The organism is Pseudarthrobacter sp. BRE9, assembly GCF_031844305.1.
Lineage (GTDB): Bacteria > Actinomycetota > Actinomycetes > Actinomycetales > Micrococcaceae > Arthrobacter.
Map to the genome: position 1 here is coordinate 190,650 of NZ_JAUZUY010000009.1, position 22,379 is coordinate 213,028.

Consider the following 22,379-nt stretch of genomic DNA (forward strand, 5'->3'; position numbering starts at 1 on the left):
CGGCGTTACTGGCCGTAGACGTTCTGGTAGCGGGCGTAGAGGGAGTCGATGGAGCCCTGGTCGATGGACAGGGGTTCACCCAGCTGCCGCGAGATGTGGACGGTGCGGGCCACTTCCTCGCACATCACGGCTGCCTTCACAGCGGACCGGGCGTCCTTGCCGATGGTGAAGGGGCCGTGGTTCTGCATCAGGACCGCGGGTGAATTGGAGTTCTTCAGTGTCTCCACGATGCCCTGGCCGATCGAGTCGTCCCCGATCAGCGCGAATGGGCCCACCGGGATGGAGCCGCCGAACTCGTCGCCCATCATGGTCAGCACGCACGGGATCTCCTCGCCCCGGGCAGCCCAGGCGGTGGCATAGGTCGAGTGCGTGTGCACCACCCCGCCCACCTCAGGCATGTGCCGGTACACGTAAGCATGGGCGGCGGTGTCCGACGACGGCGACAGCGGCGGATTGCCCCAATCGACAGTGCCGCCGCCACCGACGTTGGTGCCCCTGACGGGCGTGCCGTGCAGGTCGGTCACGATCATCTGCTCCGGGGTCAGGTCCTGGTAGGACACGCCCGAGGGCTTGATGACCATCAGGTCGGTGCCCGGCACCCGGGCGGAGACGTTGCCCGCGGTCCACACCACCAGTTCGTAGCGGGTCAGCTCGGCATGCAGCGCACACACTTCCTCCCGGACCCGGGCGATGGTTTCCAGGATTCCCGTTTCGATACTCATGCTGAGACCTCCACGGCCGTTTCGGCTGCGGAGCCGGTGTGGGAAAGGACTGACCGGGCTTTGCGCTGGATGGCCTTAAGCCGGTGCATCACGTCATTGCCGCCGCGGCCAAAGTAATCGTGCAGTGCCTTGTACTCCTGGAACAGCTCCTCGTACGCGGCAACGTTTTCGGGGATCGGCGAGTAGACCTCGCCGGGTTCTGCGCCCATGGCGGCAGCGGCTTCGCGGATGTCCGCGTATTCGCCGGCGGCGACGGCGGCGTGGATGGCCGATCCAAGGGCGGGGCCCTGTTCCGAGCCGATGGTGGACAGCTGCAGGCCTGTGGCATCCGCGTAGATCTGCATCAGGAGCCGGTTCTTCAGCAGTCCGCCGGCCACGATGAATTCCTTGACCGGAACCCCGGCCTCACGGAAGGCGTCCACGATGGTGCGGGTCCCGAAGGCGGTGGCTTCCAGCAGGGCACGGTACGTGTCCTCGGGCCTGGTGGCGAGGGTCTGGCCCACCACGATGCCCGAAAGCTCGTGGTCGACCAGGACTGAGCGGTTGCCCGAGTGCCAGTCCAAAGCGATGAGCCCGTGTTCGCCGATGGCCTGCCGCGACGCCAGGTCGGTGAGGTACTCATGGATTCCCAGTCCCGCGTCCCGGGCAGCCTGGTGGTATTCCGGCGGCACGCCATATTTGGTGAACCAGCCGAAGATGTCGCCCACCCCGGACTGGCCGGCTTCGTAACCCCAGAGTCCCGGCACGATGCCGCCGTCAACCGCCCCGCACATTCCCGGGACTTCACGCAGTTCGGTGCCGTTCATGACGTGGCAGGTGGAGGTGCCCATGATGGCCACCAGCTGGCCGGAGTCCACCGCCTTGGCAGCCGGTGCCGTGACATGGGCGTCAACGTTTCCCACAGCCACGGCGATGCCCTCCGGCAGCCCGGTCCAGGCTGCCGCCTCCGCGGTCAGGGTGCCGGCGGCGTCGCCCAGCCGTCCGATGGTGTGCTCCAGCTTGCTGCTGACAAAGTCCTTGAACTCCGGGTTCAGGGCGGCCAGGAAATCCTCTGAGGGGTATCGCCCGTCCTGGTAGATCCCCTTGTACCCGGCAGTGCAGGCGTTGCGGACGTAGCGGCCGCTGAGCTGCCAGACGATCCAGTCGGCCGCCTCCACCCAGTGGTCCATTTCGGCGTAGGCCTCAGGGTCCTCTTCGAGCAGCTGCAGGCCCTTGGCGAACTCCCACTCGGACGAGATCAGGCCCCCATAGCGCGGAAGCCAGTCTTCGCCCCGTTCGGCCGCGAGCCGGTTGATCCGGTCCGCCTGTCCCTGGGCGGCGTGGTGGCGCCAGAGCTTTACATAGGCATGCGGCCGGTTGGCATAGCCCGGCAGTTCGTTCAAGGGGGTGCCATCGGCTTTGACGGGCACCATGGTGCAGGCGGTGAAGTCAGTGGCGATGCCGACGACGGCGGCCGGGTCGATCCCTGCGTCAGCCACCGCGGCGGGGACAGCTATGCGCAGGACGTCCCGGTAGTCGTTGGGCACCTGAAGCGCCCATTCCCCGGGAAGCCGTGCCCCGTCGTCGCCCGCCACGTCTTTGGGCAGGGAATCAGTCACCACTGCCTGGGGATATTCATGGACGGCGCTGCCGAGCTCCTTGCCGTCGCGGACCCGTACCACCACGGCACGGCCTGAAAGGGTTCCATAGTCCACCCCGATCACACAGTGGTCCAGGCGGGGCTCGGAGCTGGAAGTGAACAACGCATCTGGCATGGGGTTGCCTCCATCCGGGAGGCAGGGGCCTCATTACCGGGTTTTGTAGGGTCAGGGTCAAGCTAAGTGCTGCAGCAAGTGTGAACGCTAACAAAGCAGAAGTCAATGAAGTCGAAACTGTTTCGAAGTTTCTGGGAGGAGCCTCTTGTTAGCGTTCACAAATCAGTCTATATTGAACCGACACATCAACAATGTGGCCAGGACAGGGAGCGTCGTTGGTTCCCAGTCCAACAACACTTCGCGGCAATGCTGCCGCGGAAGGAGATAATGGTGAGAATCAAAAAACTCATGGGCGCGGTGGCCCTTGTCCTCGCCCTGACCGTGGGGGCCACCGGTTGCGGCTCCCGTGGCGGAACCAGCGAATCCAGCGGCGCGGCGAAGCCCAGCGACTCGCTGGTTGGCATCTCGATGCCCACCCAGACATCCGAACGGTGGATTGCCGACGGCGCCAACGTTGAGAAATCCCTGAAAGACCTCGGCTACAAGACGGACCTCCAGTTCGCCAACGACGACATTCCAACCCAGGTCTCGCAGATCGAAAACATGCTGACCAAGGGCGCCAAGGCCCTGATCGTCGCTGCCATTGACGGCACCACACTGACCGATGTCCTGGCCAAGGCCAAGGAGCAGAACGTCAAGGTCATCGCCTATGACCGCCTCATCAACGGCACCCCGAACGTGGACTACTACACCACTTTCGACAACTACACCGTGGGCGTCCAGCAGGCCACCTCGCTGCTGACCGGCCTGGGCCTGATCGACGCGAGCGGCAAGAAGGTGGACGGCAAGGGCCCCTTCAACATCGAACTTTTCGCCGGCAGCCCGGACGACAACAACGCCAACTTCTTCTGGACCGGCGCCATGGACACCCTCAAGCCGTACATGGATGCCGGCACCCTGAAGGTGCCCAGCGGCCAGACCAAGTTTGAGCAGGCGGCGATCCTCCGCTGGCAGGCGCCCGTGGCGCAGAAGCGCATGGAGGACATCATCACCTCCGCCTACAGCTCGGGCACCAAGCTCAACGGGGTCCTGTCCCCGTACGACGGCCTGTCCATCGGCATCATTTCCGCCCTCACCAGCACCGGCGGCTACGCCAAGGGCAGCCTGCCGGTGGTCACCGGCCAGGACGCCGAAAAGGGCTCCGTGAAGTCCATCATCGCCGGTGAGCAGTACTCCACCATCTTCAAGGACACCCGCCAGCTCGGCGCCCAGGCCGTCAAGATGGTCGACGCCGTCCTCAAGGGCCAGGAAGCCGAAACCAACGACACCAAGACCTACAACAACAAGGTCAAGGTTGTCCCGGCCTTCCTGCTGAAGTCCGTGATCATCACCAAGGACAACTACAAGAAGGAACTGATCGACTCGGGTTACTACAAGGACTCCGACGTCAAGTAGTCAGCGTCCGGGGGCTGTGGCCGGACCTCCATCCGGCCACAGCCCCGCCCGCAACCTCCTGCAGCAGCAGGAAGGCCAAGCTTCGACCAGTCAGTGGGAATTGACGATGAACACACCCATTCTTCAAATGCGAGGAATCACCAAGACGTTCCCCGGCGTGAAAGCGCTGCAGGACGTCACCCTCGATGTGAACCGTGGAGAGGTCCACGCCATCTGCGGTGAGAACGGAGCCGGCAAATCAACGCTCATGAAAGTGTTGTCCGGCGTCTATCCACACAACACCTTCGACGGGGAAATCCTCTTCGAAAATGAACCCTGCAATTTCTCCAGCATCTCGGACAGCGAGAAGCGGGGCATCGTGATCATCCACCAGGAACTGGCGCTGAGCCCGTACCTGTCCATCGCGGAGAACATCTACCTTGGCAATGAACAAGCCACCAACGGCTGGGTGGACTGGCGCAAGACCAACCTGGAAGCAGCAAAGCTGCTGGCCCGCGTGGGCCTCGACGAAAACCCCGTCACCCCGGTGCAGCACATCAGCGTAGGCAAGCAGCAGCTCGTGGAAATCGCCAAGGCGCTGTCCAAGGAAGTGAAGCTGCTCATCCTGGACGAGCCCACGGCCGCCCTCAATGACGAGGATTCCGGCCACCTGCTGGACCTGATCCTCCATTTGAAGGGCCAGGGGGTCACCAGCATCATCATCAGCCACAAACTCAATGAGATCCGCAAGGTGGCCGATGCCGTCACCATCATCCGGGACGGCAAGACCATCGAGACCCTCCGGCTAGATGAAGGCCAGATCACCCAGGAACGGATCATCCGCGGCATGGTGGGCCGTGACCTGGAGAGCCTGTACCCGGACCGCGAGCCGAACATCGGCGAGGAAGTCCTCCGGATCGAGGACTGGTCCGTCCGGCATCCCCAGGACCACAGCCGCATGGTGGTCAGGAACGCCAACCTGCATGTCAGGAAGGGCGAAGTAGTTGGACTGGCCGGACTGATGGGCGCCGGGCGCACGGAACTCGCCATGAGCGTCTTCGGCCGGACGTACGGCACCGCCACGTCCGGCAGGGTCTATAAGTACGGCGAGGAGATCAACACGGCCACCGTCTCCGACGCCATCAGGCACGGCATTGCCTACGCCACGGAAGACCGCAAGCACTATGGCCTGAACCTCATCGAGGACATCAAGCGCAACATCTCCCTGGCATCGCTGCGCAAGCTCGCCAAACGCGGGTTTGTGGACAAGAACCAGGAGACCGTGGTGGCCAACGGCTACCGGAAGAGCATGAACATCAAGGCGCCTTCGGTGGCCGCCATCACCGGGAAGCTCTCCGGCGGAAACCAGCAGAAGGTGGTGCTGAGTAAATGGATGTTCTCCGACCCGGATGTGCTCATCCTCGATGAACCCACCCGCGGGATCGACGTTGGCGCCAAATTCGAGATCTACACGATCATCGCCAAGCTCGCGGCCGAAGGAAAAGCCGTGATCGTCATTTCCTCGGAACTTCCCGAACTCCTGGGTATCTGCGACCGCATCTACACCCTCGCCGCCGGCCATATCACCGGTGAGGTCCCCATCGCCGAGGCCACCCAGGAAACCCTGATGCACTACATGACCAAAGAGAAGGAATAGCGAAATGTCCGCCTTACGAGAATCGCTCGGATTCCTCACAAGCCGCCTCCGCCAGGTTGGCATCTTCGTTGCCCTGATCCTGATCGTCCTGTTGTTCCAGGGGCTGACCGGCGGGATCCTGCTGGAACCGCAGAACGTCACCAACCTGGTGGTCCAGAACAGCTACATCCTCATCCTGGCCATCGGCATGGTGATGGTGATCATCGCCGGGCACATCGACCTTTCCGTCGGGTCCGTTGCCGGGTTCATCGGCGCCGTGGCCGGCGTCATGATTGTGCACTGGGGCTGGCCCTGGTGGGCTGCGATCCCTGCCTGCCTGCTGGTCGGTGCCCTTGTCGGCGCCTGGCAGGGCTACTGGATCGCCTATGTGGGGATCCCGGCCTTCATCGTCACGCTGGCGGGCATGCTGATCTTCCGCGGACTCACGCTCATCACCCTCAAGAACCAGCAGATCACCCCCTTCCCCGCCGAACTGCGGGCCCTGGGCGGCGGTTTCCTTCCGGACATCTCCGGCGGCACGTCCGTCCTGGAGTGGCTCACGGTCATCCTGGGCGTGGGCGCTACGGCGGCCCTGCTGATCCAGGCTTTCAAGGAGCGCAGGATCCGCAGGAAGTTCGACCTCGAAAGCGAACCCCTGGTCTGGTTCATCATCAAGACCACGTTCACGGCGCTGCTCATGCTCATCATCACGTTCCTGCTGGCCTCCTACCGGGGCACACCGATCGTGCTGGTGGTCCTTGCCGCGCTGGTGATCGCCTACACCGCCTTGATGAGCAACAGCGTCTTCGGCCGGCACACGTACGCCATCGGCGGCAACCTCCACGCAGCTGAACTGTCGGGCATCAAGACCAAGGCCGTTACGTTCCGGCTCTTCGTGAACATGGGCGTCCTCTCCGCACTGGCAGGCCTTGTCTTCACTGCCCGGCTCAATTCAGCGCAGCCCGCCGGCGGTACAGGCTTCGAACTGGACTCCATCGCCGCGGCCTTCATCGGCGGCGCCGCCGTCACCGGCGGCATCGGGACAGTCGCGGGGGCCATGATCGGCGGCCTGATCATGGGCGTGCTCAACAACGGCATGTCGATTCTGGGCCTGGGCACGGATTACCAGCAGCTCATCAAGGGCCTGGTACTCCTTGTCGCCGTCGGTTTCGACATCTTCAACAAGAACCGCAGCGGCGGCGGTGGCGACCTGGGCAAGCGGTTCAAGCTGAAGACCACTCCACCGCCCGCGGTCGAAAAGCCGACGCCGGCGGCCAGCGAAACGGTGGAGGCAGGCGTTAAGTAGGACTGCACCTTGAAGGCCCTTAGGCCCTGATTCATTTCGGGGCGTAAGGGCCTTCCCGTGCGTTCGGCGCTCTTTAGGGCGCTGCCGCGAGTCCCGTGGCAACGTCTGCCGGCGAGCGCCGGCGCCGGCTGAGGAGGATGAAGGGTGCCGCCAGCAGCTGCACCGCGCCACCCAGTGCCAGTGACGCGGGATACCCGAAGACGTCGGCGGACCTGCCGAGCAGCGGCTGCACCACCACTCCCCCGCTGGATCCCATCAGTGAGGCGAAACTCAGGACGGTTGCCCGCTGCTTCGAGCCGATCATGTCGTTCAGATAGGCCTGGCGCACCGGGGTGCCGGCGGACCCCACCACGGCCCAGAGTGCCAGGAGCACCAGTGCCAGCCAGAAGATGCTGGTGGCGAGGAGCACCACCAGGACCACGGAGCTGGTAACGGTGGAAGCGATCAGCACCGTGGTCCGGCGGCGAACCAGTTTGCGGACCAGCGGGGCCAGCCATCCGCCTACGATTTCCGCGCCAGCAACGATGGCGGCTGCCAGGCCTGCAATGGCGTAGGCCCTGGGATCGCCGAACAGCTGCAGCAGGTAGGGCTGGAGGGCATAGAAGACATAGAACCCCACGCCTTCGGTGAACGGGGCCGCCAGCATCATGTACCTCACCGGCGGGTTCCGAAGGCCGCCGTCCAGCGATGCCTTGAGGACCTCCCGGGTAGCCTGCACGGGGTGGGCCGATCGCTCCGGTGTGAAGCCGACGTCGTGCATGAGCAGGAAGGCCACCGCGAACATGGCCACCAGCACCGCGACGCGCAGCAGGAACGGTACGCCCAGGTTTGTAGCCTGCGCGATCACGCCACCGGCCACTGAACCGGCCAGCATGGCGATGCCGGAAACCATCTGGCCGCGGCCCAGCACCGCTTCCAGTCCCCCGTCGTAACCGGAAAAGTGCAGGGCGTCCACCAGCCAGGCTTCCACCGCCCCCGAGAAGAAGGTGAAACCAAGTCCCAGCAGCGCGGACACCGCTGCCCACCACCAGAAGGGCGCGGACAACTGCCACAGGAGGTAGTAGAGGTACGTGGATGCTGCCAGGGTCACGGTCCCCAACAGGAAGGATGCGCGCCGTCCCCAGCTGTCCGCGACCACCCCGGTGGGCACCTCGAAAAGCACCATCCCTGCCGTGAAGAAGGCGTTCGCGGCGAAGGCCTCCAGGTTGGTCAGCCCGGCATCGAGCAGGAACAGCGTATTGATTCCCCAAATGAACGATGCCGCAAGGGTGTTACCCAACGTCAGCGTCAGGTATACGGTCTGGATCTTTCGTGCTGCGGCGTTCACGGGCGGGCGGCGCTCTTGATCTCTGTTCCTGCCATGGCCGGCTCAGGACGGGCTGTAGTTCGGCGGGACAGGGTCATGGCGCAGGTACTGGCGGCGGAAGCGCCCGGTGCCGGCTGTCAGCGCCCGCAGTTCCACCGCATACCGCAGGAGTTCCTGGTCCGGGACTTCGGCGCTGATCTCCGTGAGTCCCTCGCCTGAGGAGGTGGTGCCGGTGAGGCGTCCGCGCCGGCCGGACAAGTCACTCATCACCGTCCCCACGTGTTCGTCAGCCACGGTGATGGAAACGGACGACACCGGTTCCAGCAGCTGGATCTTCCCGGCCGCCGCAGCCTCACGGAGGGCCAGGGCCCCGGCGGCCTGGAATGCCGCATCGGATGAATCCACGCTGTGGGCTTTGCCGCCTGTGAGGGTCACCCGCAGGTCAACCACGGGAAAGCCCGCAGCGACGCCTTTCTCCATTTGGCCCCGGACCCCCTTCTCGATGGACGGGATGAACGTCCCCGGGATCACGCCGCCCACCGTCTTGTCCATGAACTCGAACCCGGCGCCGCGTTCCAGCGGTTCCACCTCGATGTCGCACACGGCATACTGGCCGTGGCCGCCGGACTGTTTGACATGGCGGCCGTGGCCGGAGGCGGCGGCTGCAAAGGTTTCCCGCAGCGGCGTCACCACGTCCACGCTGTGCAGTTTCACGCCCTGTTCGCGCAGCCTGTCCAGGACGACTTCGGCGTGCGCTTCGCCCATGCACCACAGGACCAGCTGGTGTGTTTCGGCGTTCCTGTCCACCCGCAGGGTGGGATCCCCCGCCGCGATCCGGCCCAGGCTGCGGGCAAGTGCGTCCTCGTCGCTGCGGGAATCGGCTTCCACGGCTACCGGCAGCAGTGGTTCAGGCATCTCCCAGGTGGCGAGCAGCAGCGGGTTTTCCCGGGCGGAAATGGTGTCCCCTGTTTCGGCGCTGCCGAGCTTTGCCAGGGCGCACATGTCCCCCGCCACGCAGAAGGGAACGGGGCGAAGGGCGGCACCCAGCGGTGAGTAGATATGGGTCACCCGTTCATCGGTGTCGTGGTCCTGGTGGCCCCGGTCGGCGAGGCCGTGGCCGCCCACATGGACCGGCGTGTCTTCGCGGAGTGTCCCGGAGAAAACCCGCACCAGGCAGATGCGGCCCAGGAAGGGATCGTTGGAGGTGCGCACCACCTCGGCGGCGAGCGGACCGGACGGGTCGCAGGACAGGCTTCCGGCGGGTTGCCCCGCAAGATCGGTGGTGTCCGGCAGTCTGCATTCACCTGGCGGCGGGAAGGCGCGGACCAGCAGGTCCAGCAGCTCGGCAGTGCCCAGCCCGGTCACGGCGGAGGTGGGCAGCACGGGAAAGAAGGAGCCTCGTGCGACGGCGGTTTCCAGGTCGGCTGCCAGCACTGCGGTGTCGATGTCTTCGCCTTCCAGGTAGCGGTCCATCAGCGTCTCGTCTTCGCTTTCGGCGATGATGCCCTCGATGAGGGCGCCCCGGGCAGACCCCGCGGCCGCACCTTCCTCCGGTGCTGCCGGCCGGACTTCAGGTGTTGCCTCTCCGGAGGAGTAGTCCGCCACCTCCTGTGACAGCAGGCGCAGGAGGGACAGTGGACCGGCTGTCCCACCCTCTGTCCGCACGGGGACGCACAGCGGCAACACACCGTCGCCGAACGCTTTGCGGCAGGCGGCCAGGGCGGCGTCGTAATCTGCCCGCGGGTGGTCCACCCGCGTGATCACGACGGCGCGTGGCAGCTGCATGTGGCCGCACTCACCCCACAGAGCGGTGGTGGTCGCGTCGATCCCGTCCACTGCCGAGACGACGAAGAGCGCGGCATCGGAGGCGCGGAGGCCCGCCCGGAGCTCACCAATGAAGTCGGGGTAACCGGGCGTATCCAGGAGGTTTACCTTGATGTCGTCCACCATCAGGGGCACCAGGGACAGCGTGACGGACCGCTGCTGGTGCACCGCGGCGGGGTCCGAGTCGCTGACAGTGGATCCGTCGGCGATGGAGCCTTTGCGGGTGATCATGCCGTTTGCCGCCAGCAGGGCCTCGATCAGCATTGTTTTCCCGGCACCGGAGTGTCCCACCAGGGCCACGTTGCGGATCCGCGCCGGATCCTGGGCCGCAATGCCGGTGGCTTGGTCGGCCCGCTTTGGATCAGGCCCGTTCCTGCCGCCTGCCGCCCGCGCTGACTCCTTGGTGCTCTTCACCGACATTGGAACCTCCTGGCATCATCGCCGACCCGACCGGACGTGTCCTCTGATTCGACACCTTGGACGGCAGGACGGCAAGAGCGCAGGCTATTTGCTGCGGGCTTTGCGGGTGGCGGCGTCGTTGGCCTTCTGGATGGCCTTCACCAGCTCATCCTTGTCCATCTTTGAGCGGCCCTTAACGTCCAGTTCCCTGGCCAGTTTGTACAGGTGGTCCTTGGAGGCATTGGCATCGACGCCGCCGGCGGTGGGTTCGGAGGAGCGGATTCCCTGTTCTGCGCGCTTGTCCGACGGGCCGCGTTTTTCCTTGGGCTCCCAGTGGTCGCCCACCTTCTCGTAGCTGTGCTTCAGGGATGCGTAGGCCGCGCGGGCCGCCCGTTGCTCGTCCTGGTCGTAGGACTCAAGGGCGGAGTCATAGGTCTTGGCGAAGGTGTCCTGCGCCTTTTGTTCAGAACGCTGCAGGGTGGAAGGAAGTTCTTCCTTGCGGGCATGATCATTCTTGCCGGTCTTGGGCATGGCACCCATCCTCCTTTAGTCAGCACGCTGATTATGTGGATGGATCCAGCTTAAACCCGGAGGTTGTATGGAGCCCCCTGTCGGATTCGAACCGACGACCCCCGCTTTACAAGAGCGGTGCTCTGGCCAACTGAGCTAAGGAGGCGCGCCCCTGGGGGCATGCACCGTGAAGGCGCTAGATAAGGTTAGCCCAACTCCCGCCGGGCGTAAAAACGCCGCGGCGCCGGCTGTGGACGCGGCAGGGGCCCGCCCCGGAAACGTTCCGGAACGGGCCCCTGCCCTGGCTGATGATCCTTAGCCCTTGGCGGCGATGGCTGCCTGCAGGAAATCCGGGAACGGCGTCTGGGCGCTGTCCCCCTTGCCCCACTGTTTGCCGTCCACGAACACGGTTGGCGTTCCGGTGACCCCGATGGCCGACGCCTCCTTCGTGGTGAACTTCACGAACGGGCGGTAGGTCTTGTCATCCACGCAGGAGTCGATGTTGACGCCCATGTCGGACGCCGTCTTCTTCAAGTCGTTGTCGGAAAGTCCGGCGCTGCCCTCCGCCGGCTGCTTGGCGAACAGTGCGTTGACGAAATCGGAGTACTTCTCCGGGGATCCGTTGGCTACGCAGGCTGCTGCGTTGGCGGCCCGGGATGAGTAGTTGGTGGTGGACCGGCTGTCCAGGAAGCCGAGCGCCCGGTATTCCACGGTGATCTTGCCTTCGTTGCGCAGCGACGTGAGCTGGTCGTTGTACTGGGTCTCGAAGTTCTTGCAGATGGGGCAGATGAAGTCGATGTAAAGGACTACCTTGACCGGCTTCCCGGCCTCGGCTTCGGCACCGGGCGCCGCTACCTGGGCGGGCGGCGTCTTCGGAGCGTCCCCCAGGGAGGCTGCGTCGACCGTGGCCGGCTCCGACTTGGCTACGTCCGTGTTGGCCAGCAGGGTGACGCCGCCGTGCACGTTGGCGTTGGCCGGCGTGGGCCCTTGGTCCGCAATCGGGGCGTTCTGCTTGAGGTTGCTCGTAACCACCAGCGCCACCACTACCAGGATGGCCACGACTGCCGCGACGATGCCCCAGCCAATCAGCAGCTTGTTGCGCTTGTCCTTCTTTAGCTGTGCTTCGCGGATCAGGCGCGCCTTTTCCCGCGCCTCCGCGGTTCGCTCAGCCTTGGACTTACGTACTTCGTTTGCGGGGCTCATGAGTTCCTTGGGTCGGTCGACGTAGGGGGACCACTTCGTGGCACCTCCAACATTTTAGAGGAGAAAGCTGAGAGCTTGCGGTTTCAACTATTCCTTCGGGTTGACCAACGGACGAATAGCCCCGATGATTCCGTCCGGCTAGGGTGGCTTAGAGGCACAAGCAACCCCAGGGGGCAGCAATGCAAACACCCGTCCAGGAAAAACCCGCCGGAAAAGCAACGGCCGGCAGTTCCGGTTCCAGCCACGCCGGCCATACGAAGTACGACTTCATGGTGGTCTCGAACAGGCTGCCTGTCGACCGCGTGGCGCCGGGCGACAACAGTGAGGACGGCTCCGGCTGGCGCCGGTCCCCCGGCGGCCTTGTGACCGCCCTGGCCCCGATGATGACCAAGACGGACGGCGCGTGGGTTGGTTGGCACGGGGCGCCGGACGAGACCGTGAAGCCGTTCAGCCACGGCGGAATGGATCTTGTTCCGGTCCAGCTCAGCACCGACGATGTTGAGCTGTACTACGAGGGCTTCTCCAACGCCACGCTCTGGCCGCTGTACCACGACGTCATTGCTCCGCCGGAATTCCACCGGACCTGGTGGGACGCCTACCGCAAGGTCAACCGCAGGTTCGCCGACGCCGTCGCGCATCACGCGGACCAGGGCGCCACGGTCTGGGTCCAGGACTATCAGCTGCAGCTGGTTCCCCGGATGCTGCGCGAAGCACGGCCCGACCTCCGGATCGGGTTCTTCAACCACATCCCGTTCCCTCCGCCGGAAATCTTTGCCCAGCTCCCCTGGCGCCAGGCCATCATCGACGGCCTGCTCGGCGCGGACCTGGTGGGCTTCCAGCGGCCCAGCGATGCGGGTAACTTCATGCGCTCCGCGCGCCGGTTCCTGGGCGCCAGCGTCAAGCAGCAGCAGGTGCATGTCAAGGGCAATGACGGCCGGATCACGCACATCGCCCGCGCGCAGGCGTTCCCGATCTCGATCGATGTCAAACAGATCAGCGAGCTTGCGGCCAGGCCCGACATCATCGAACGCGCCCGGCAGATCCGGCAGGACCTCGGCAACCCCAAGACCGTCCTGCTGGGCGTGGACCGGCTGGACTACACCAAGGGCATCCGCCACAGGCTGAAGGCCTTCGAAGAACTGCTGGCGGACGGCCGCCTCACCGTGGGCGATGCAACCCTCATCCAGGTGGCCTCACCCAGCCGCGAGCGCGTAGAACAATACCGGCTCCTGCGCGAGGAGGTGGAGGGCACGGTGGGCCACATCAACGGCACCTACGACACCCTGGAAAACACTGCCGTCCGCTATCTGCACCACAGCTACCCGGTGGAGGAGATGGTGGCGCTCTACCTGGCCGCTGACGTCATGCTGGTCACGGCCCTGCGGGACGGGATGAACCTGGTGGCCAAGGAATATGTCACCGCGCGCAACAACAACGACGGCGCCCTGGTCCTGAGCGAATTCGCCGGCGCGGCGGACCAGCTCAAGCAGGCGCTGCTGATCAACCCGCACGACATCGCAGGCCTGAAGAACGCCATCATGACCGCCGTCGAGCTGAGCCCGCGGGAGGCCGCCCGGCGCATGCGGTCCATGCGCCGGCAGATCCTGGACCACGACGTGGACCACTGGTCCGCGGACTTCCTGCGCGCCCTCAACGAGAAAGTGGTCCGCGATGACTCCTGACGGCCGCACCAAGGCAGCACTGGCGCTCACCCCGGAACTCCGCGAAGCGCTGCACCGGATCGCCCGGACGGAGCACCTGCTCGTCGCCATGGACTTTGACGGGACCATGGCACCTATCGTGGGCCGCGCCCAGGATGCGCGGCCGCTTCCACGGTCAGCCGCGGCGTTCGCGGGACTGGCTGTGCTCCCCCGCACGACGACGGCACTTATCTCGGGCCGTGCCCTCGCCAGCCTGCGGGAGGTGGCTTCCCCGCCGGTGGACACCCTGTTGATTGGCAGCCACGGCGCCGAAGCCTGGCTGGGGCCGGGCTCCACGGAACTGGCGCTCGATGAGGACCAGAAAGCGCTCCTTGAAGAGGTGCGGGCCGAGTTGGCGGGCATTGTTGCAGAGGCTCCCGGCACCTCCCTGGAATACAAGCCCGCGGGCGTCGTCCTGCACACCCGGCAGGCTGAAGATGACGTGGCCGAGGACGCAGTGTCAGCGGCCCGGTCGGTGCTCCAGGACCGTAGGGGCGTCTTCCTGAAGGAGGGCAAGCGCGTCCTGGAGACCTCCGTGGTCAATGCTTCCAAGGGCGAAGGGGTCGCCTTCCTGCGTCAGGCCACCGGGGCCACCGCCGTGCTGTTCGCCGGAGATGACGTCACGGACGAGGACGCCTTCGGCCGGCTTGAACCAGGCGATGTCGGGGTCAAGGTTGGCCTCGATTTCACGCAGGCCCAGTACCGGGTGGAGGCGCCTGTGCATATCGCAGAACTCCTGGAGGCCCTGCTCCAGGAGCGCAGCATGGCCGTGGCCGAGGAAGATCCCGAGGCAGCTTCCGGGTAGGCAGTGGCCGTCGGCACATGTGACTTCCGTAACATTTGCGATAAAAGAAGCAACATCTGGCATACTCTGGGGTGTGATGTGGCGCACAGCAACCGTGCGGCGTCACGTGGTGCTCCGTGCTAAGCCGCGGAGCATTTTGTGGGAACACAACTGAATAAACATGAACCATTCACAACGGATCGTCCGGCACGTACCTGCCGGTGAAGGGATTGATAACTGTGGCTACAGTTACTTTTGATAACGCTACGCGTCTGTACCCGGGCACAGATAAGCCCGCCGTCGATAAGCTCAACATCGACATCGCCGATGGCGAATTCCTGGTCCTCGTGGGACCCTCCGGTTGCGGCAAGTCCACCTCCCTGCGCATGCTCGCAGGCCTTGAGGACGTCAACGCAGGCCGGATCCTGATCGGCGACCGTGACGTCACCGATGTTCCGCCGAAGGACCGCGACATCGCGATGGTTTTCCAGAACTACGCGTTGTACCCGCACATGACTGTGGCCGACAACATGGGCTTCGCCCTGAAGATCGCCGGCGTCTCCAAGGAAGAGCGCGCCGAGCGCGTCCGTGAAGCCGCGAAGCTCCTTGACCTCGAGCAGTACCTGGACCGCAAGCCGAAGGCGCTCTCGGGCGGCCAGCGCCAGCGTGTTGCCATGGGCCGCGCAATCGTCCGTAACCCGCAGGTCTTCCTCATGGATGAGCCGCTGTCCAACCTGGATGCCAAGCTCCGCGTCCAGACCCGCACCCAGATCGCATCCCTGACCCGCCGCCTGGGCGTCACCACCGTTTACGTGACGCACGACCAGGTTGAGGCCATGACCATGGGTGACCGCGTCGCGGTGCTGAAGGACGGCCTGCTGCAGCAGGTCGACACCCCGCGAAACCTCTACGACCGCCCCAAGAACGTGTTCGTTGCCGGCTTCATCGGCTCCCCGGCCATGAACCTGCTGGAACTTCCCGTCGTCGACGGCGGCGTTCAGTTCGGCGGCACCGTCTACCCGGTGCCGCGCGATGTCCTCGAAGAGGCGCACGGCTCCACGGTTACGCTGGGCAGCCGTCCCGAAGACCTGGAAACCGCTCCGCACGGTGAAGGCCTGAAGGTGGAGGTGGACGTTGTCGAAGAACTCGGCGCCGACGCCTACGTCTACGGCCACACCACCCTGGACGGCAAGGACCACGACATCGTGGCACGCGTCGACGGCCGCCGTCCCCCGATGAAGGGCGAGGTCATCTACGTTCGTCCGCAGTCCGGCCACGTGCACCTGTTCGACACCAAGACCGGCCTTCGCCTGGGCGACTAGCACCGGCTAACCGACGGCGGCCCGCACCTTTTCGCAATGGTGCGGGCCGCCGTCGGCGTTTAACCGTGCCGGCAGAAGAATTAGCTGGCCGCGCCCATCTACGGAAGAATTGAGTCCATGACCGAGGAACACAGCGCCCAGTGGCATGACGAACCCACAGACTATGCCCAGGTTGGTAAGCTGCCGCGGTTCGTGGCCGCCAGTGCCGATGACAACAAGGCAGCCTCGGTAGCCTCCTCGCTCAGCATCACGGCCGCGGCGGCGGATCCGGAGCTGCTGGACCTGCCCTGGCACATTGCACTCGAGGAGTGGCCGGCCCAATACCTGGCGGCGCTCCCCCGGGGCATCTCACGCCACATCGTGCGCTTCGCCCACCTTGGCGGCTCGGTGATTGCCATCAAGGAAACCTCCGAGCACGTGGCCCGCCACGAGTACCACATGCTCCGCAAGCTTGCCCGGCTCGACGTCCCCTGCGTGGAGCCAGTGGCCGTGATCACGGGCCGCACCACCCCGGATGGACGCCCGCTGAACCCCGTCCTCGTGACCCGGCACCTGAAGTTTTCCATGCCGTACCGTGCACTCTTTTCGCAGATGCTGCGCAAGGACACCCTCACCCGGCTCATCGACGCGCAGGCGCTGCTGATGGTGCGGCTGCACCTGATCGGTTTCTACTGGGGCGACGTCTCCCTTTCCAACACCCTGTTCCGCCGCGACGCCGGCGCGTTCGCCGCCTACCTGGTGGACGCCGAAACGGGTGAGCTCTATCCGGACCTCTCCACGGGCCAGCGCGAATACGACCTGGAAATTGCCCGCGTGAACATTGCGGGTGAGCTGATGGACCTCCTGGACGGCGGGCTCATTGAGGAAAAGGTGGACCCGGTGGCCACCAGCGAGCTGATCATGGACAGCTACCGGCGGCTGTGGGCCGAACTGACCGAGAAGGAATCCTTTGAACTCGGCGAACGCTGGCGGGTGAGTGCACGTATCCGGCGCCTGAACGAACTCGGCTTCGACGTCGAGGAATACGCCATCAAGACCACGCAGAACGGTTCCACCATCCAGCTGCAGCCCAAGGTGGTGGATGCGGGACACCACCAGCGGCGGCTGCTGCGGCTCACCGGCCTGGACGCCCAGGAGAACCAGGCCCGCCGCCTCCTGAATGACATGGACTCCTTCCGGGCGGACAACAACCCGGATATGGATGAGGAATACAGCGCCCACCTTTGGGTCAGCCAGATTTTCGAACCGATCGTGCGCGCCATCCCCCGGGACCTGTCCGGCAAGCTGGAGCACGCCGAGGTGGTCCATGAGGTCCTGGAGCACCGGTGGTACATGTCCGAGAAGCAGGAGCGCCACATCCCCCTGGCGGAGGCTGTCCAGTCCTACATCGACTCGATCCTCCGGCACCGGCGGGACGAGGCCGCGATCATGCTGAACCCGGATACCGAGCTGCTGAAGATCCTTGAGGTGGAGAACGAGGAATCCCGCTACGGTGCTGACGAATCGGTGGACGAGTATCCGGACTCGGACGACTGAGTCCTAGATCGCCTTACCGGGGTTGAGAATTCCCGCGGGATCGAACAGGTCCTTGATCCTGCGCTGGAGTTCCCGGACCGGCTCCGGCTGCTCCTGGCCCAGCCACCGGAGCTTGTACTGGCCTACGCCATGCTCACCCGTGATGGTGCCGCCCATCGCCAATGCGGCCGTAATGGACTCGTCCAGTGCCACCTGCAGCCGCTGCATCGCGGCGGAATCCACACCTGCCTCCTGCCGGTCGATCCAGAAGGTGGGGTGCAGGTTGCCGTCACCGGCGTGGGCCACCACCTTGAGGTGCACCTGCTGCCTGGCCGCCATGGCTTCGAGCTCTGCGACGTAGTCCACCAGGCGGGACCGTGGAACGGCCACGTCCTCACCGACGCGGTACTCGTCGTCCACCTCCGTCCCCCTGCTGTGCCGGCGGAGCTCCACCAGCCGCTCAGCCTCGGCGTTTGCCTCCGTGCTGACTGTTGCCCCGCCTGTCCGGAGGACCTGGCGCACCACCTCCGCCTCCGCGGCGGCCCCAAACCCGTCCGTCTGGATCAGCAGCAGTGATTTTCCGCGGGAGGTGAGGTCGGAGCCGTGGATGTCGTCCAGCTGGGCGAGGGTACCGCCGTCGAGCAGTTCCATGATGGCGGGCTGGACGCGCGCCCTGCCCACCGCCAGGACCCCGGCAGCGGCCATCCTGAAGTCCGGGTAGAAGGCGGCCACGGTGTGGACTTCCCGGGGCAGGTACTTCAGCCGAACGGTGATTCCGACGACGATGCCCAGGGTTCCTTCAGATCCCACGAACAGGCCCGTGAGGTCGTAGCCGGCCACGCCTTTGAAGGTTTGGTGGCCCGTGTGGATGAGTGACCCGTCGGCCAGGACGACATCCAGCGCCAGGACCGAATCCCTGGTGACCCCATACTTGGCGCAGCGCAGGCCGCCCGCATTGGTGGCAACGTTGCCGCCGATGGTGGAGCTTCGGAAACTGGCCGGATCCGGGGCGTACATGAGGCCATGCGCTGCTGCGGCTTCGTTGAGGACAGCGTTGACCACCCCCGGCTCCACGAGGGCTGTTTCGTCATCCGGATTCAGGGCGAGGATCCGGTTCATCCGCTCCAGCGAGAGGATGATGCAGTTCCTGGTGGCGTGGGCACCGCCGGATACACCAGTGCCCGCACCCCGCGGGACGACCGCCACCCCACTGCCGGCACAGGACTTCACCACTGCCCGTACATCGGCGACCGATTCCGGGAACACCACCGCCAGGGGAAGCTGGAAATCGATGACGGGTGCCTGGTCGATGGCGTACCGCCGGAGCGAGACCTCGCTGATGTCCACTTGCCCCGGTGCCAGGATGGCCTCCAGCTCGTCAACGATGCTTCCCACAAAGCCTCCACCCGTCGTCGGACATGTCTCCCCAGTCTAGGGCGTACTGTCCGCCGCGTTCCTGGACCGAGCTTCCTGCAATCGCTTCCATTTTTGTCTTCTCCATACCGTAATAACAGGCAACCACCAGCCTTGTTAATGGATGGAAGCGTTTTCATTAAACGCTGCTCGCCGCTATGCTGGCTATCATGTCTGTCGATACTGTGACCCAGGCCACCCCCGCTGTTGCCGGTCCCCTGACGCTCGTCCATGCTGCCGACACCGCTCCTGGCTGGTGGCGCTCGGCCGTGATCTACCAGGTGTACCCGCGGTCGTTCCGGGACTTGAACGGCGACGGCGTGGGAGACCTTGCGGGGATCACCGAGGAACTGCCGCACCTGGCGGACCTGGGCGTCGATGCGGTGTGGCTGTCACCCTTCTACCGCTCCCCGCAGCGTGACGCCGGATACGACGTCAGCGACTACTGCGACGTTGACCCGATCTTTGGCACGCTCAGTGACTTCGACGTCATGATGGCAGAGTCCCACCGCCTGGGCCTGCGGGTGATCGTGGACCTGGTGCCTAACCACTGCTCGGACCAGCACCCCGCGTTCCAGGCAGCCCTGGCAGCACCGGCAGGAAGCCCCGAGCGGGACATGTTCATCTTCCGTGACGGAACCGGCCCCGATGGACAGGAACCGCCGAACAACTGGCAGTCCCACTTCGGCGGACCCGCCTGGACGCGGGTAGCAGGCACGGACGGCCAGCCGGGACAGTGGTACCTTCACCTCTTCGATTCCTCGCAGCCGGACTTCAACTGGGACAACCCCGCCGTCCATGCAGAGTTCGAGCGCGTGCTTCGTTTCTGGCTGGACCGGGGCGTTTCCGGTTTCCGGGTGGACGTAGCCCATGCCCTGGTCAAGGCGCCCGGCCTGCCCGCCTGGGGCGGCCGCGCCGATGGCGGCAGCAGCGACGGGTACCCGGGCCACGAGGCACCCATGTTCGGCCAACCCGCAGTCCACGACATCTACCGCAACTGGCGGCTGATCCTGGACGGGTACGGCCCGGACCGCATCCTCTGCGCCGAGGCAAGCGTGGACCTCCACCGGCTGGCGCACTGGGTCAGGCCGGACGAGATGCACCAGGCGTTTAACTTCCCCTACCTCCATGCGGGCCTGGACGTGTATAGGCTGCGCTCGGTCATCACGGACTCCCTGACCGTCCTTGACGGCGTGGGGGCCCCGAGTACCTGGGTGCTGTCCAATCACGATGTGGTCCGCCATGCCAGCCGCTTTGGCTACAACGGCCTTGGTCCACGGGACGGCGACGGCATCGGGACTGCCGATCCCCAGCCGGATGAGGAACTTGGCCGGCAGCGCGCAGCTGCCGCTTCGCTGTTCATGCTGGGGCTGCCCGGTGCCGCCTACCTCTACCAGGGCGAGGAGCTGGGGCTGCCGGACGGCATCGACATCCCCGGACACCTGCGCCAGGACCCCACGTTCGCCCGGACCGGCGGGCAGCGGCTTGGCCGTGACGGCTGCCGGGTGCCGCTGCCCTGGCGGTCCGGAGACCAACACCTGGGCTTCGGTTCGGGAAGCGATCCCTGGCTGCCCATTCCCGCCTCCTTCGCTGAGCTGGCGCGGGACCTGCAGGCGGAATCGCCGTCGTCGCATCTGTCCCTCTACCGACGCGCCCTGGCTTGCCGCCGCGACCTGGACCTCGGCAGGGGATCCCTGTCCTGGGCCGAGGACTGGTGCACCGGGTCCTCACTGGGCTACGTGAACGGCACTACGCTGGTGCTTATGAACCTGAACCACGAGCCGTTGGAGATGCCTGCCGGCCACGTCCTTATCCGCAGTACCCCATCCGGCACGGAAGGACTGCTGGCTTCGGGCGAAACAGCCTGGATCAGCATCGCAGCAGCAGACTGACGATGGCGGGCATCAAAGAAGTTGCCAGCCGTGCCGGCCTGTCCGTAGCCACCGTCTCGAGGGCGCTGAGCGGCAAGTCCAACGTCTCCTCCAGGAGCCGCCGCCTTGCACAGGAGGCGGCACGGGAGCTCGGATTCGTTCCCTCCTACCACGCGTCCAGCCTGGCGTCCGGACGAAACCACAACATTGGGCTGGTAGTGCCCAGCGTTCAGCGCTGGTACTTCTCCTCGGTATTGGAAGGCGTATCAGAGACGCTCCTGGACGCCGGCTACGACCTGACGCTGTACAACGTGGGCGAGCAGCCGGAGCACCGCAGCAGCATCTTGAACGACTTCCTCCTACGGAAACGCCTGGACGCCGTCATCGCGGTAGCACTGGTCCTCAGCGAGGAAGAAATCGGCCAGTTGCTCGCCGTGCACCGTCCCATCGTGGCCATCGGCGGAGCGCTGCGCGGCGCCTCAACCATAAGAATCGACGATGAGCGCCTGGCCATGCTGGCCACCCGGCACCTGATCGGGCTGGGCCATACCCGGATTGCCCATGTCACCGGGGATGCGGCTCTGAACCGCGACTTCAAGCTTCCGCAGCTGCGGCAGAAGGGTTTTACCACGGCGATGGCGGCAGCAGGGCTGACGCTGCGGCAAGAGTGGCAGGCCACTGCCGACTTCACCATCCAGGGCGCGTACGCGGCGGGCCGCGGGCTCCTGGGAACTTCTGCTGAGCGCCCCACCGCAGTTTTCGCGGCTTCGGATGAAATGGCCGTGGGCGTCATGCTCGCCGCACGGGACTTCGGCCTTCAGGTCCCGCAGGATCTTTCCGTCGTGGGGATAGACGGGCACGAGCTTGCAGAGACGTTTGGGCTGACCACCGTCAGCCAGGATCCGCGGGGACAGGGACGGCTGGCGGCTGCCACCGCGTTGGCTTTGTTGGATAATCCCAGCGGAAATCCCGACGGCGGCCCGGCGGCAGATGGAGCGCGGGACCAGGAGTACCCAACGGAATTTGTGATCCGGAACAGCACCGCGGTACCGCCGGACACTTCTGCGCGGCGGGGCTAGGACAAGCCCTACTCTGCAGCATCCTCCGTGGCATCCACGGCTCCCATGAACCGCGCATACCTGTCCAGGATCAGCGGCCAAGCCTGCACATACTCTTGGCGCGCGGCAACAGGATCCTCCGCGCCTTCCCACCCTTCGTGGAAGACCCGGACCTCAGTTCCTGCATCAACGGCGCGGAACACCACCAGGAGCTCCGTGGACCACAGCGCCGTAGTCCCGGGATGCCAGGTGGCGTGGAAGGACAGGGGCGGCTGCCAATCATCAAGGGTTCCCCAGATACTGGTGCGGCCATCATCCGCTGTTTCGAGGATGAGGTTCTCTTCAAACTCCACGTAGGAGCCGGCACCGTAAACACCGTGCTGCTCCAGGGGCCACCACAGGTGGGTGTGGTCGGTGAAGCCGGCGAAAGCCCGGGCCACAGGGCCTGGCACGACTACGGTGTTCACCACCGGTTCCAAGGGCTCGGTTGCCCGCTGGCCGGCGTCTTCAAAAGGATCCTGTGGGTGGCTGAAGATACTGCTCATGAGGGAATACTCTACCCGCGGCAACTTGAACCGCCTCTGTGACTAGAGATCCCTGTTTCGTTAAAGCCCTGTTTCGTTAAAGCGCTAGGGCCCTGACATTCCTTGTCAGGGCCCTAGCCAAAGTATGTCCGGCGGTG

Annotated in this window: 17 protein-coding genes and 1 tRNA gene; 9 read left to right on the forward strand and 9 right to left on the reverse strand. The window is 65.1% G+C overall.

The features are described from left to right. Positions 1 to 5 precede the first annotated feature (5 nt). On the reverse strand, positions 6 to 722 hold the full coding sequence (locus Q9R31_RS16380; RefSeq protein ID WP_311263765.1) for an L-ribulose-5-phosphate 4-epimerase: 717 nt from the start codon (positions 720 to 722) through the stop codon (positions 6 to 8). Next, on the reverse strand, positions 719 to 2,476 hold the full coding sequence (gene araB, locus Q9R31_RS16385) for a ribulokinase (RefSeq protein WP_311263766.1): 1,758 nt from the start codon (positions 2,474 to 2,476) through the stop codon (positions 719 to 721). Before araB ends, Q9R31_RS16380 begins: the two co-directional genes overlap by 4 nt. A 267-nt stretch (positions 2,477 to 2,743) precedes the next feature. Here araB and chvE point away from each other — a divergent pair, with 267 nt between their 5' ends. The 3 genes from chvE (at position 2,744) to mmsB (ending at position 6,792) form a co-directional block, all read left to right on the forward strand. Then, entirely contained in the window at positions 2,744 to 3,871 is a 1,128-nt protein-coding gene (chvE, locus tag Q9R31_RS16390) for a multiple monosaccharide ABC transporter substrate-binding protein (protein ID WP_397428261.1), read from the forward strand. Between the two features lie 106 nt (positions 3,872 to 3,977). Further along, the gene (gene mmsA, locus Q9R31_RS16395) at positions 3,978 to 5,507 is read left to right on the forward strand and encodes a multiple monosaccharide ABC transporter ATP-binding protein (protein ID WP_311263768.1); all 1,530 of its coding nucleotides are present in this window, start codon (positions 3,978 to 3,980) and stop codon (positions 5,505 to 5,507) included. A gap of 4 nt (positions 5,508 to 5,511) precedes the next feature. Further along, a complete protein-coding gene (gene mmsB / locus Q9R31_RS16400; RefSeq protein WP_311263769.1) occupies positions 5,512 to 6,792 on the forward strand; it encodes a multiple monosaccharide ABC transporter permease in 1,281 nt (426 codons plus the stop codon). Positions 6,793 to 6,865: 73 nt separating this feature from the next. Here mmsB and Q9R31_RS16405 read toward each other — a convergent pair whose 3' ends face one another. From Q9R31_RS16405 to Q9R31_RS16425, 5 genes are all read right to left on the reverse strand, one after another. Next, positions 6,866 to 8,119: an MFS transporter gene (locus Q9R31_RS16405; protein WP_311263770.1), complete on the reverse strand. Its 1,254-nt coding sequence runs from the start codon at positions 8,117 to 8,119 to the stop codon at positions 6,866 to 6,868. Positions 8,120 to 8,161: 42 nt separating this feature from the next. Next, positions 8,162 to 10,342: an elongation factor G-like protein EF-G2 gene (locus tag Q9R31_RS16410; RefSeq protein ID WP_311263771.1), complete on the reverse strand. Its 2,181-nt coding sequence runs from the start codon at positions 10,340 to 10,342 to the stop codon at positions 8,162 to 8,164. A gap of 84 nt (positions 10,343 to 10,426) precedes the next feature. Continuing rightward, a complete protein-coding gene (locus Q9R31_RS16415) occupies positions 10,427 to 10,852 on the reverse strand; it encodes a ChaB family protein (protein WP_311263772.1) in 426 nt (141 codons plus the stop codon). 68 nt (positions 10,853 to 10,920) lie between these two features. After that, positions 10,921 to 10,997 (reverse strand) — tRNA-Thr (locus tag Q9R31_RS16420). 149 nt (positions 10,998 to 11,146) lie between these two features. Next, positions 11,147 to 12,034 carry a thioredoxin domain-containing protein gene (locus Q9R31_RS16425; protein WP_311263773.1) on the reverse strand — a complete coding sequence of 296 codons (888 nt, stop codon included), beginning with the start codon at positions 12,032 to 12,034 and terminating at the stop codon, positions 11,147 to 11,149. Between the two features lie 179 nt (positions 12,035 to 12,213). Here Q9R31_RS16425 and Q9R31_RS16430 point away from each other — a divergent pair, with 179 nt between their 5' ends. The 4 genes from Q9R31_RS16430 to Q9R31_RS16445 all read left to right on the forward strand — a co-directional run bounded on the left by Q9R31_RS16430 (position 12,214) and on the right by Q9R31_RS16445 (position 17,376). Beyond that, a complete protein-coding gene (locus Q9R31_RS16430; RefSeq protein WP_311263774.1) occupies positions 12,214 to 13,716 on the forward strand; it encodes a trehalose-6-phosphate synthase in 1,503 nt (500 codons plus the stop codon). Then, complete coding sequence (otsB, locus tag Q9R31_RS16435) at positions 13,706 to 14,539, forward strand: trehalose-phosphatase (protein WP_311263775.1); 834 nt, start codon at positions 13,706 to 13,708, stop codon at positions 14,537 to 14,539. The genes Q9R31_RS16430 and otsB overlap by 11 nt, the downstream gene beginning before the upstream one ends. 218 nt (positions 14,540 to 14,757) lie before the next feature. Beyond that, positions 14,758 to 15,840 (forward strand): ABC transporter ATP-binding protein, encoded by a 1,083-nt coding sequence (locus tag Q9R31_RS16440; protein WP_018772048.1) that lies wholly within the window; start codon positions 14,758 to 14,760, stop codon positions 15,838 to 15,840. Between the two features lie 117 nt (positions 15,841 to 15,957). Next, the gene (locus Q9R31_RS16445) at positions 15,958 to 17,376 is read left to right on the forward strand and encodes a DUF4032 domain-containing protein (RefSeq protein ID WP_311263776.1); all 1,419 of its coding nucleotides are present in this window, start codon (positions 15,958 to 15,960) and stop codon (positions 17,374 to 17,376) included. Positions 17,377 to 17,379: 3 nt separating this feature from the next. On the opposite strand, the gene Q9R31_RS16450 is transcribed toward Q9R31_RS16445, so the two are convergent. Next, positions 17,380 to 18,750: an FAD-linked oxidase C-terminal domain-containing protein gene (locus Q9R31_RS16450; RefSeq protein ID WP_311263777.1), complete on the reverse strand. Its 1,371-nt coding sequence runs from the start codon at positions 18,748 to 18,750 to the stop codon at positions 17,380 to 17,382. A gap of 188 nt (positions 18,751 to 18,938) precedes the next feature. On the opposite strand from Q9R31_RS16450, the gene Q9R31_RS16455 reads away from it, so the two are divergent. Beyond that, positions 18,939 to 20,660 carry a glycoside hydrolase family 13 protein gene (locus Q9R31_RS16455; RefSeq protein ID WP_311263778.1) on the forward strand — a complete coding sequence of 574 codons (1,722 nt, stop codon included), beginning with the start codon at positions 18,939 to 18,941 and terminating at the stop codon, positions 20,658 to 20,660. A gap of 2 nt (positions 20,661 to 20,662) precedes the next feature. Then, positions 20,663 to 21,718, forward strand: a complete 1,056-nt coding sequence (locus tag Q9R31_RS16460; RefSeq protein ID WP_311263779.1) for a LacI family DNA-binding transcriptional regulator — start codon at positions 20,663 to 20,665, stop codon at positions 21,716 to 21,718. 8 nt (positions 21,719 to 21,726) lie between these two features. On the opposite strand, the gene Q9R31_RS16465 is transcribed toward Q9R31_RS16460, so the two are convergent. Then, positions 21,727 to 22,242, reverse strand: coding sequence for a hypothetical protein (locus tag Q9R31_RS16465; protein WP_311263780.1), 516 nt, complete (start codon positions 22,240 to 22,242; stop codon positions 21,727 to 21,729). Positions 22,243 to 22,379: the final 137 nt, after the last annotated feature.

What these genes read in the sequence shown, in the direction of transcription:
- mmsA (WP_311263768.1), top strand. Translation starts at nt 3,978, where the DNA reads ATGAACACACCCATTCTTCAAATGCGAGGAATCACCAAGACGTTCCCC.
- Q9R31_RS16455 (WP_311263778.1), top strand. Translation starts at nt 18,939, where the DNA reads ATGTCTGTCGATACTGTGACCCAGGCCACCCCCGCTGTTGCCGGTCCC.
- Q9R31_RS16410 (WP_311263771.1), bottom strand. Translation starts at nt 10,342, where the DNA reads ATGTCGGTGAAGAGCACCAAGGAGTCAGCGCGGGCGGCAGGCGGCAGG.
- Q9R31_RS16465 (WP_311263780.1), bottom strand. Translation starts at nt 22,242, where the DNA reads ATGAGCAGTATCTTCAGCCACCCACAGGATCCTTTTGAAGACGCCGGC.
- Q9R31_RS16415 (WP_311263772.1), bottom strand. Translation starts at nt 10,852, where the DNA reads ATGCCCAAGACCGGCAAGAATGATCATGCCCGCAAGGAAGAACTTCCT.
- Q9R31_RS16460 (WP_311263779.1), top strand. Translation starts at nt 20,663, where the DNA reads ATGGCGGGCATCAAAGAAGTTGCCAGCCGTGCCGGCCTGTCCGTAGCC.
- araB (WP_311263766.1), bottom strand. Translation starts at nt 2,476, where the DNA reads ATGCCAGATGCGTTGTTCACTTCCAGCTCCGAGCCCCGCCTGGACCAC.
- Q9R31_RS16380 (WP_311263765.1), bottom strand. Translation starts at nt 722, where the DNA reads ATGAGTATCGAAACGGGAATCCTGGAAACCATCGCCCGGGTCCGGGAG.
- mmsB (WP_311263769.1), top strand. Translation starts at nt 5,512, where the DNA reads ATGTCCGCCTTACGAGAATCGCTCGGATTCCTCACAAGCCGCCTCCGC.
- Q9R31_RS16445 (WP_311263776.1), top strand. Translation starts at nt 15,958, where the DNA reads ATGACCGAGGAACACAGCGCCCAGTGGCATGACGAACCCACAGACTAT.
- Q9R31_RS16430 (WP_311263774.1), top strand. Translation starts at nt 12,214, where the DNA reads ATGCAAACACCCGTCCAGGAAAAACCCGCCGGAAAAGCAACGGCCGGC.
- otsB (WP_311263775.1), top strand. Translation starts at nt 13,706, where the DNA reads ATGACTCCTGACGGCCGCACCAAGGCAGCACTGGCGCTCACCCCGGAA.
- chvE (WP_397428261.1), top strand. Translation starts at nt 2,744, where the DNA reads ATGGTGAGAATCAAAAAACTCATGGGCGCGGTGGCCCTTGTCCTCGCC.
- Q9R31_RS16425 (WP_311263773.1), bottom strand. Translation starts at nt 12,034, where the DNA reads ATGAGCCCCGCAAACGAAGTACGTAAGTCCAAGGCTGAGCGAACCGCG.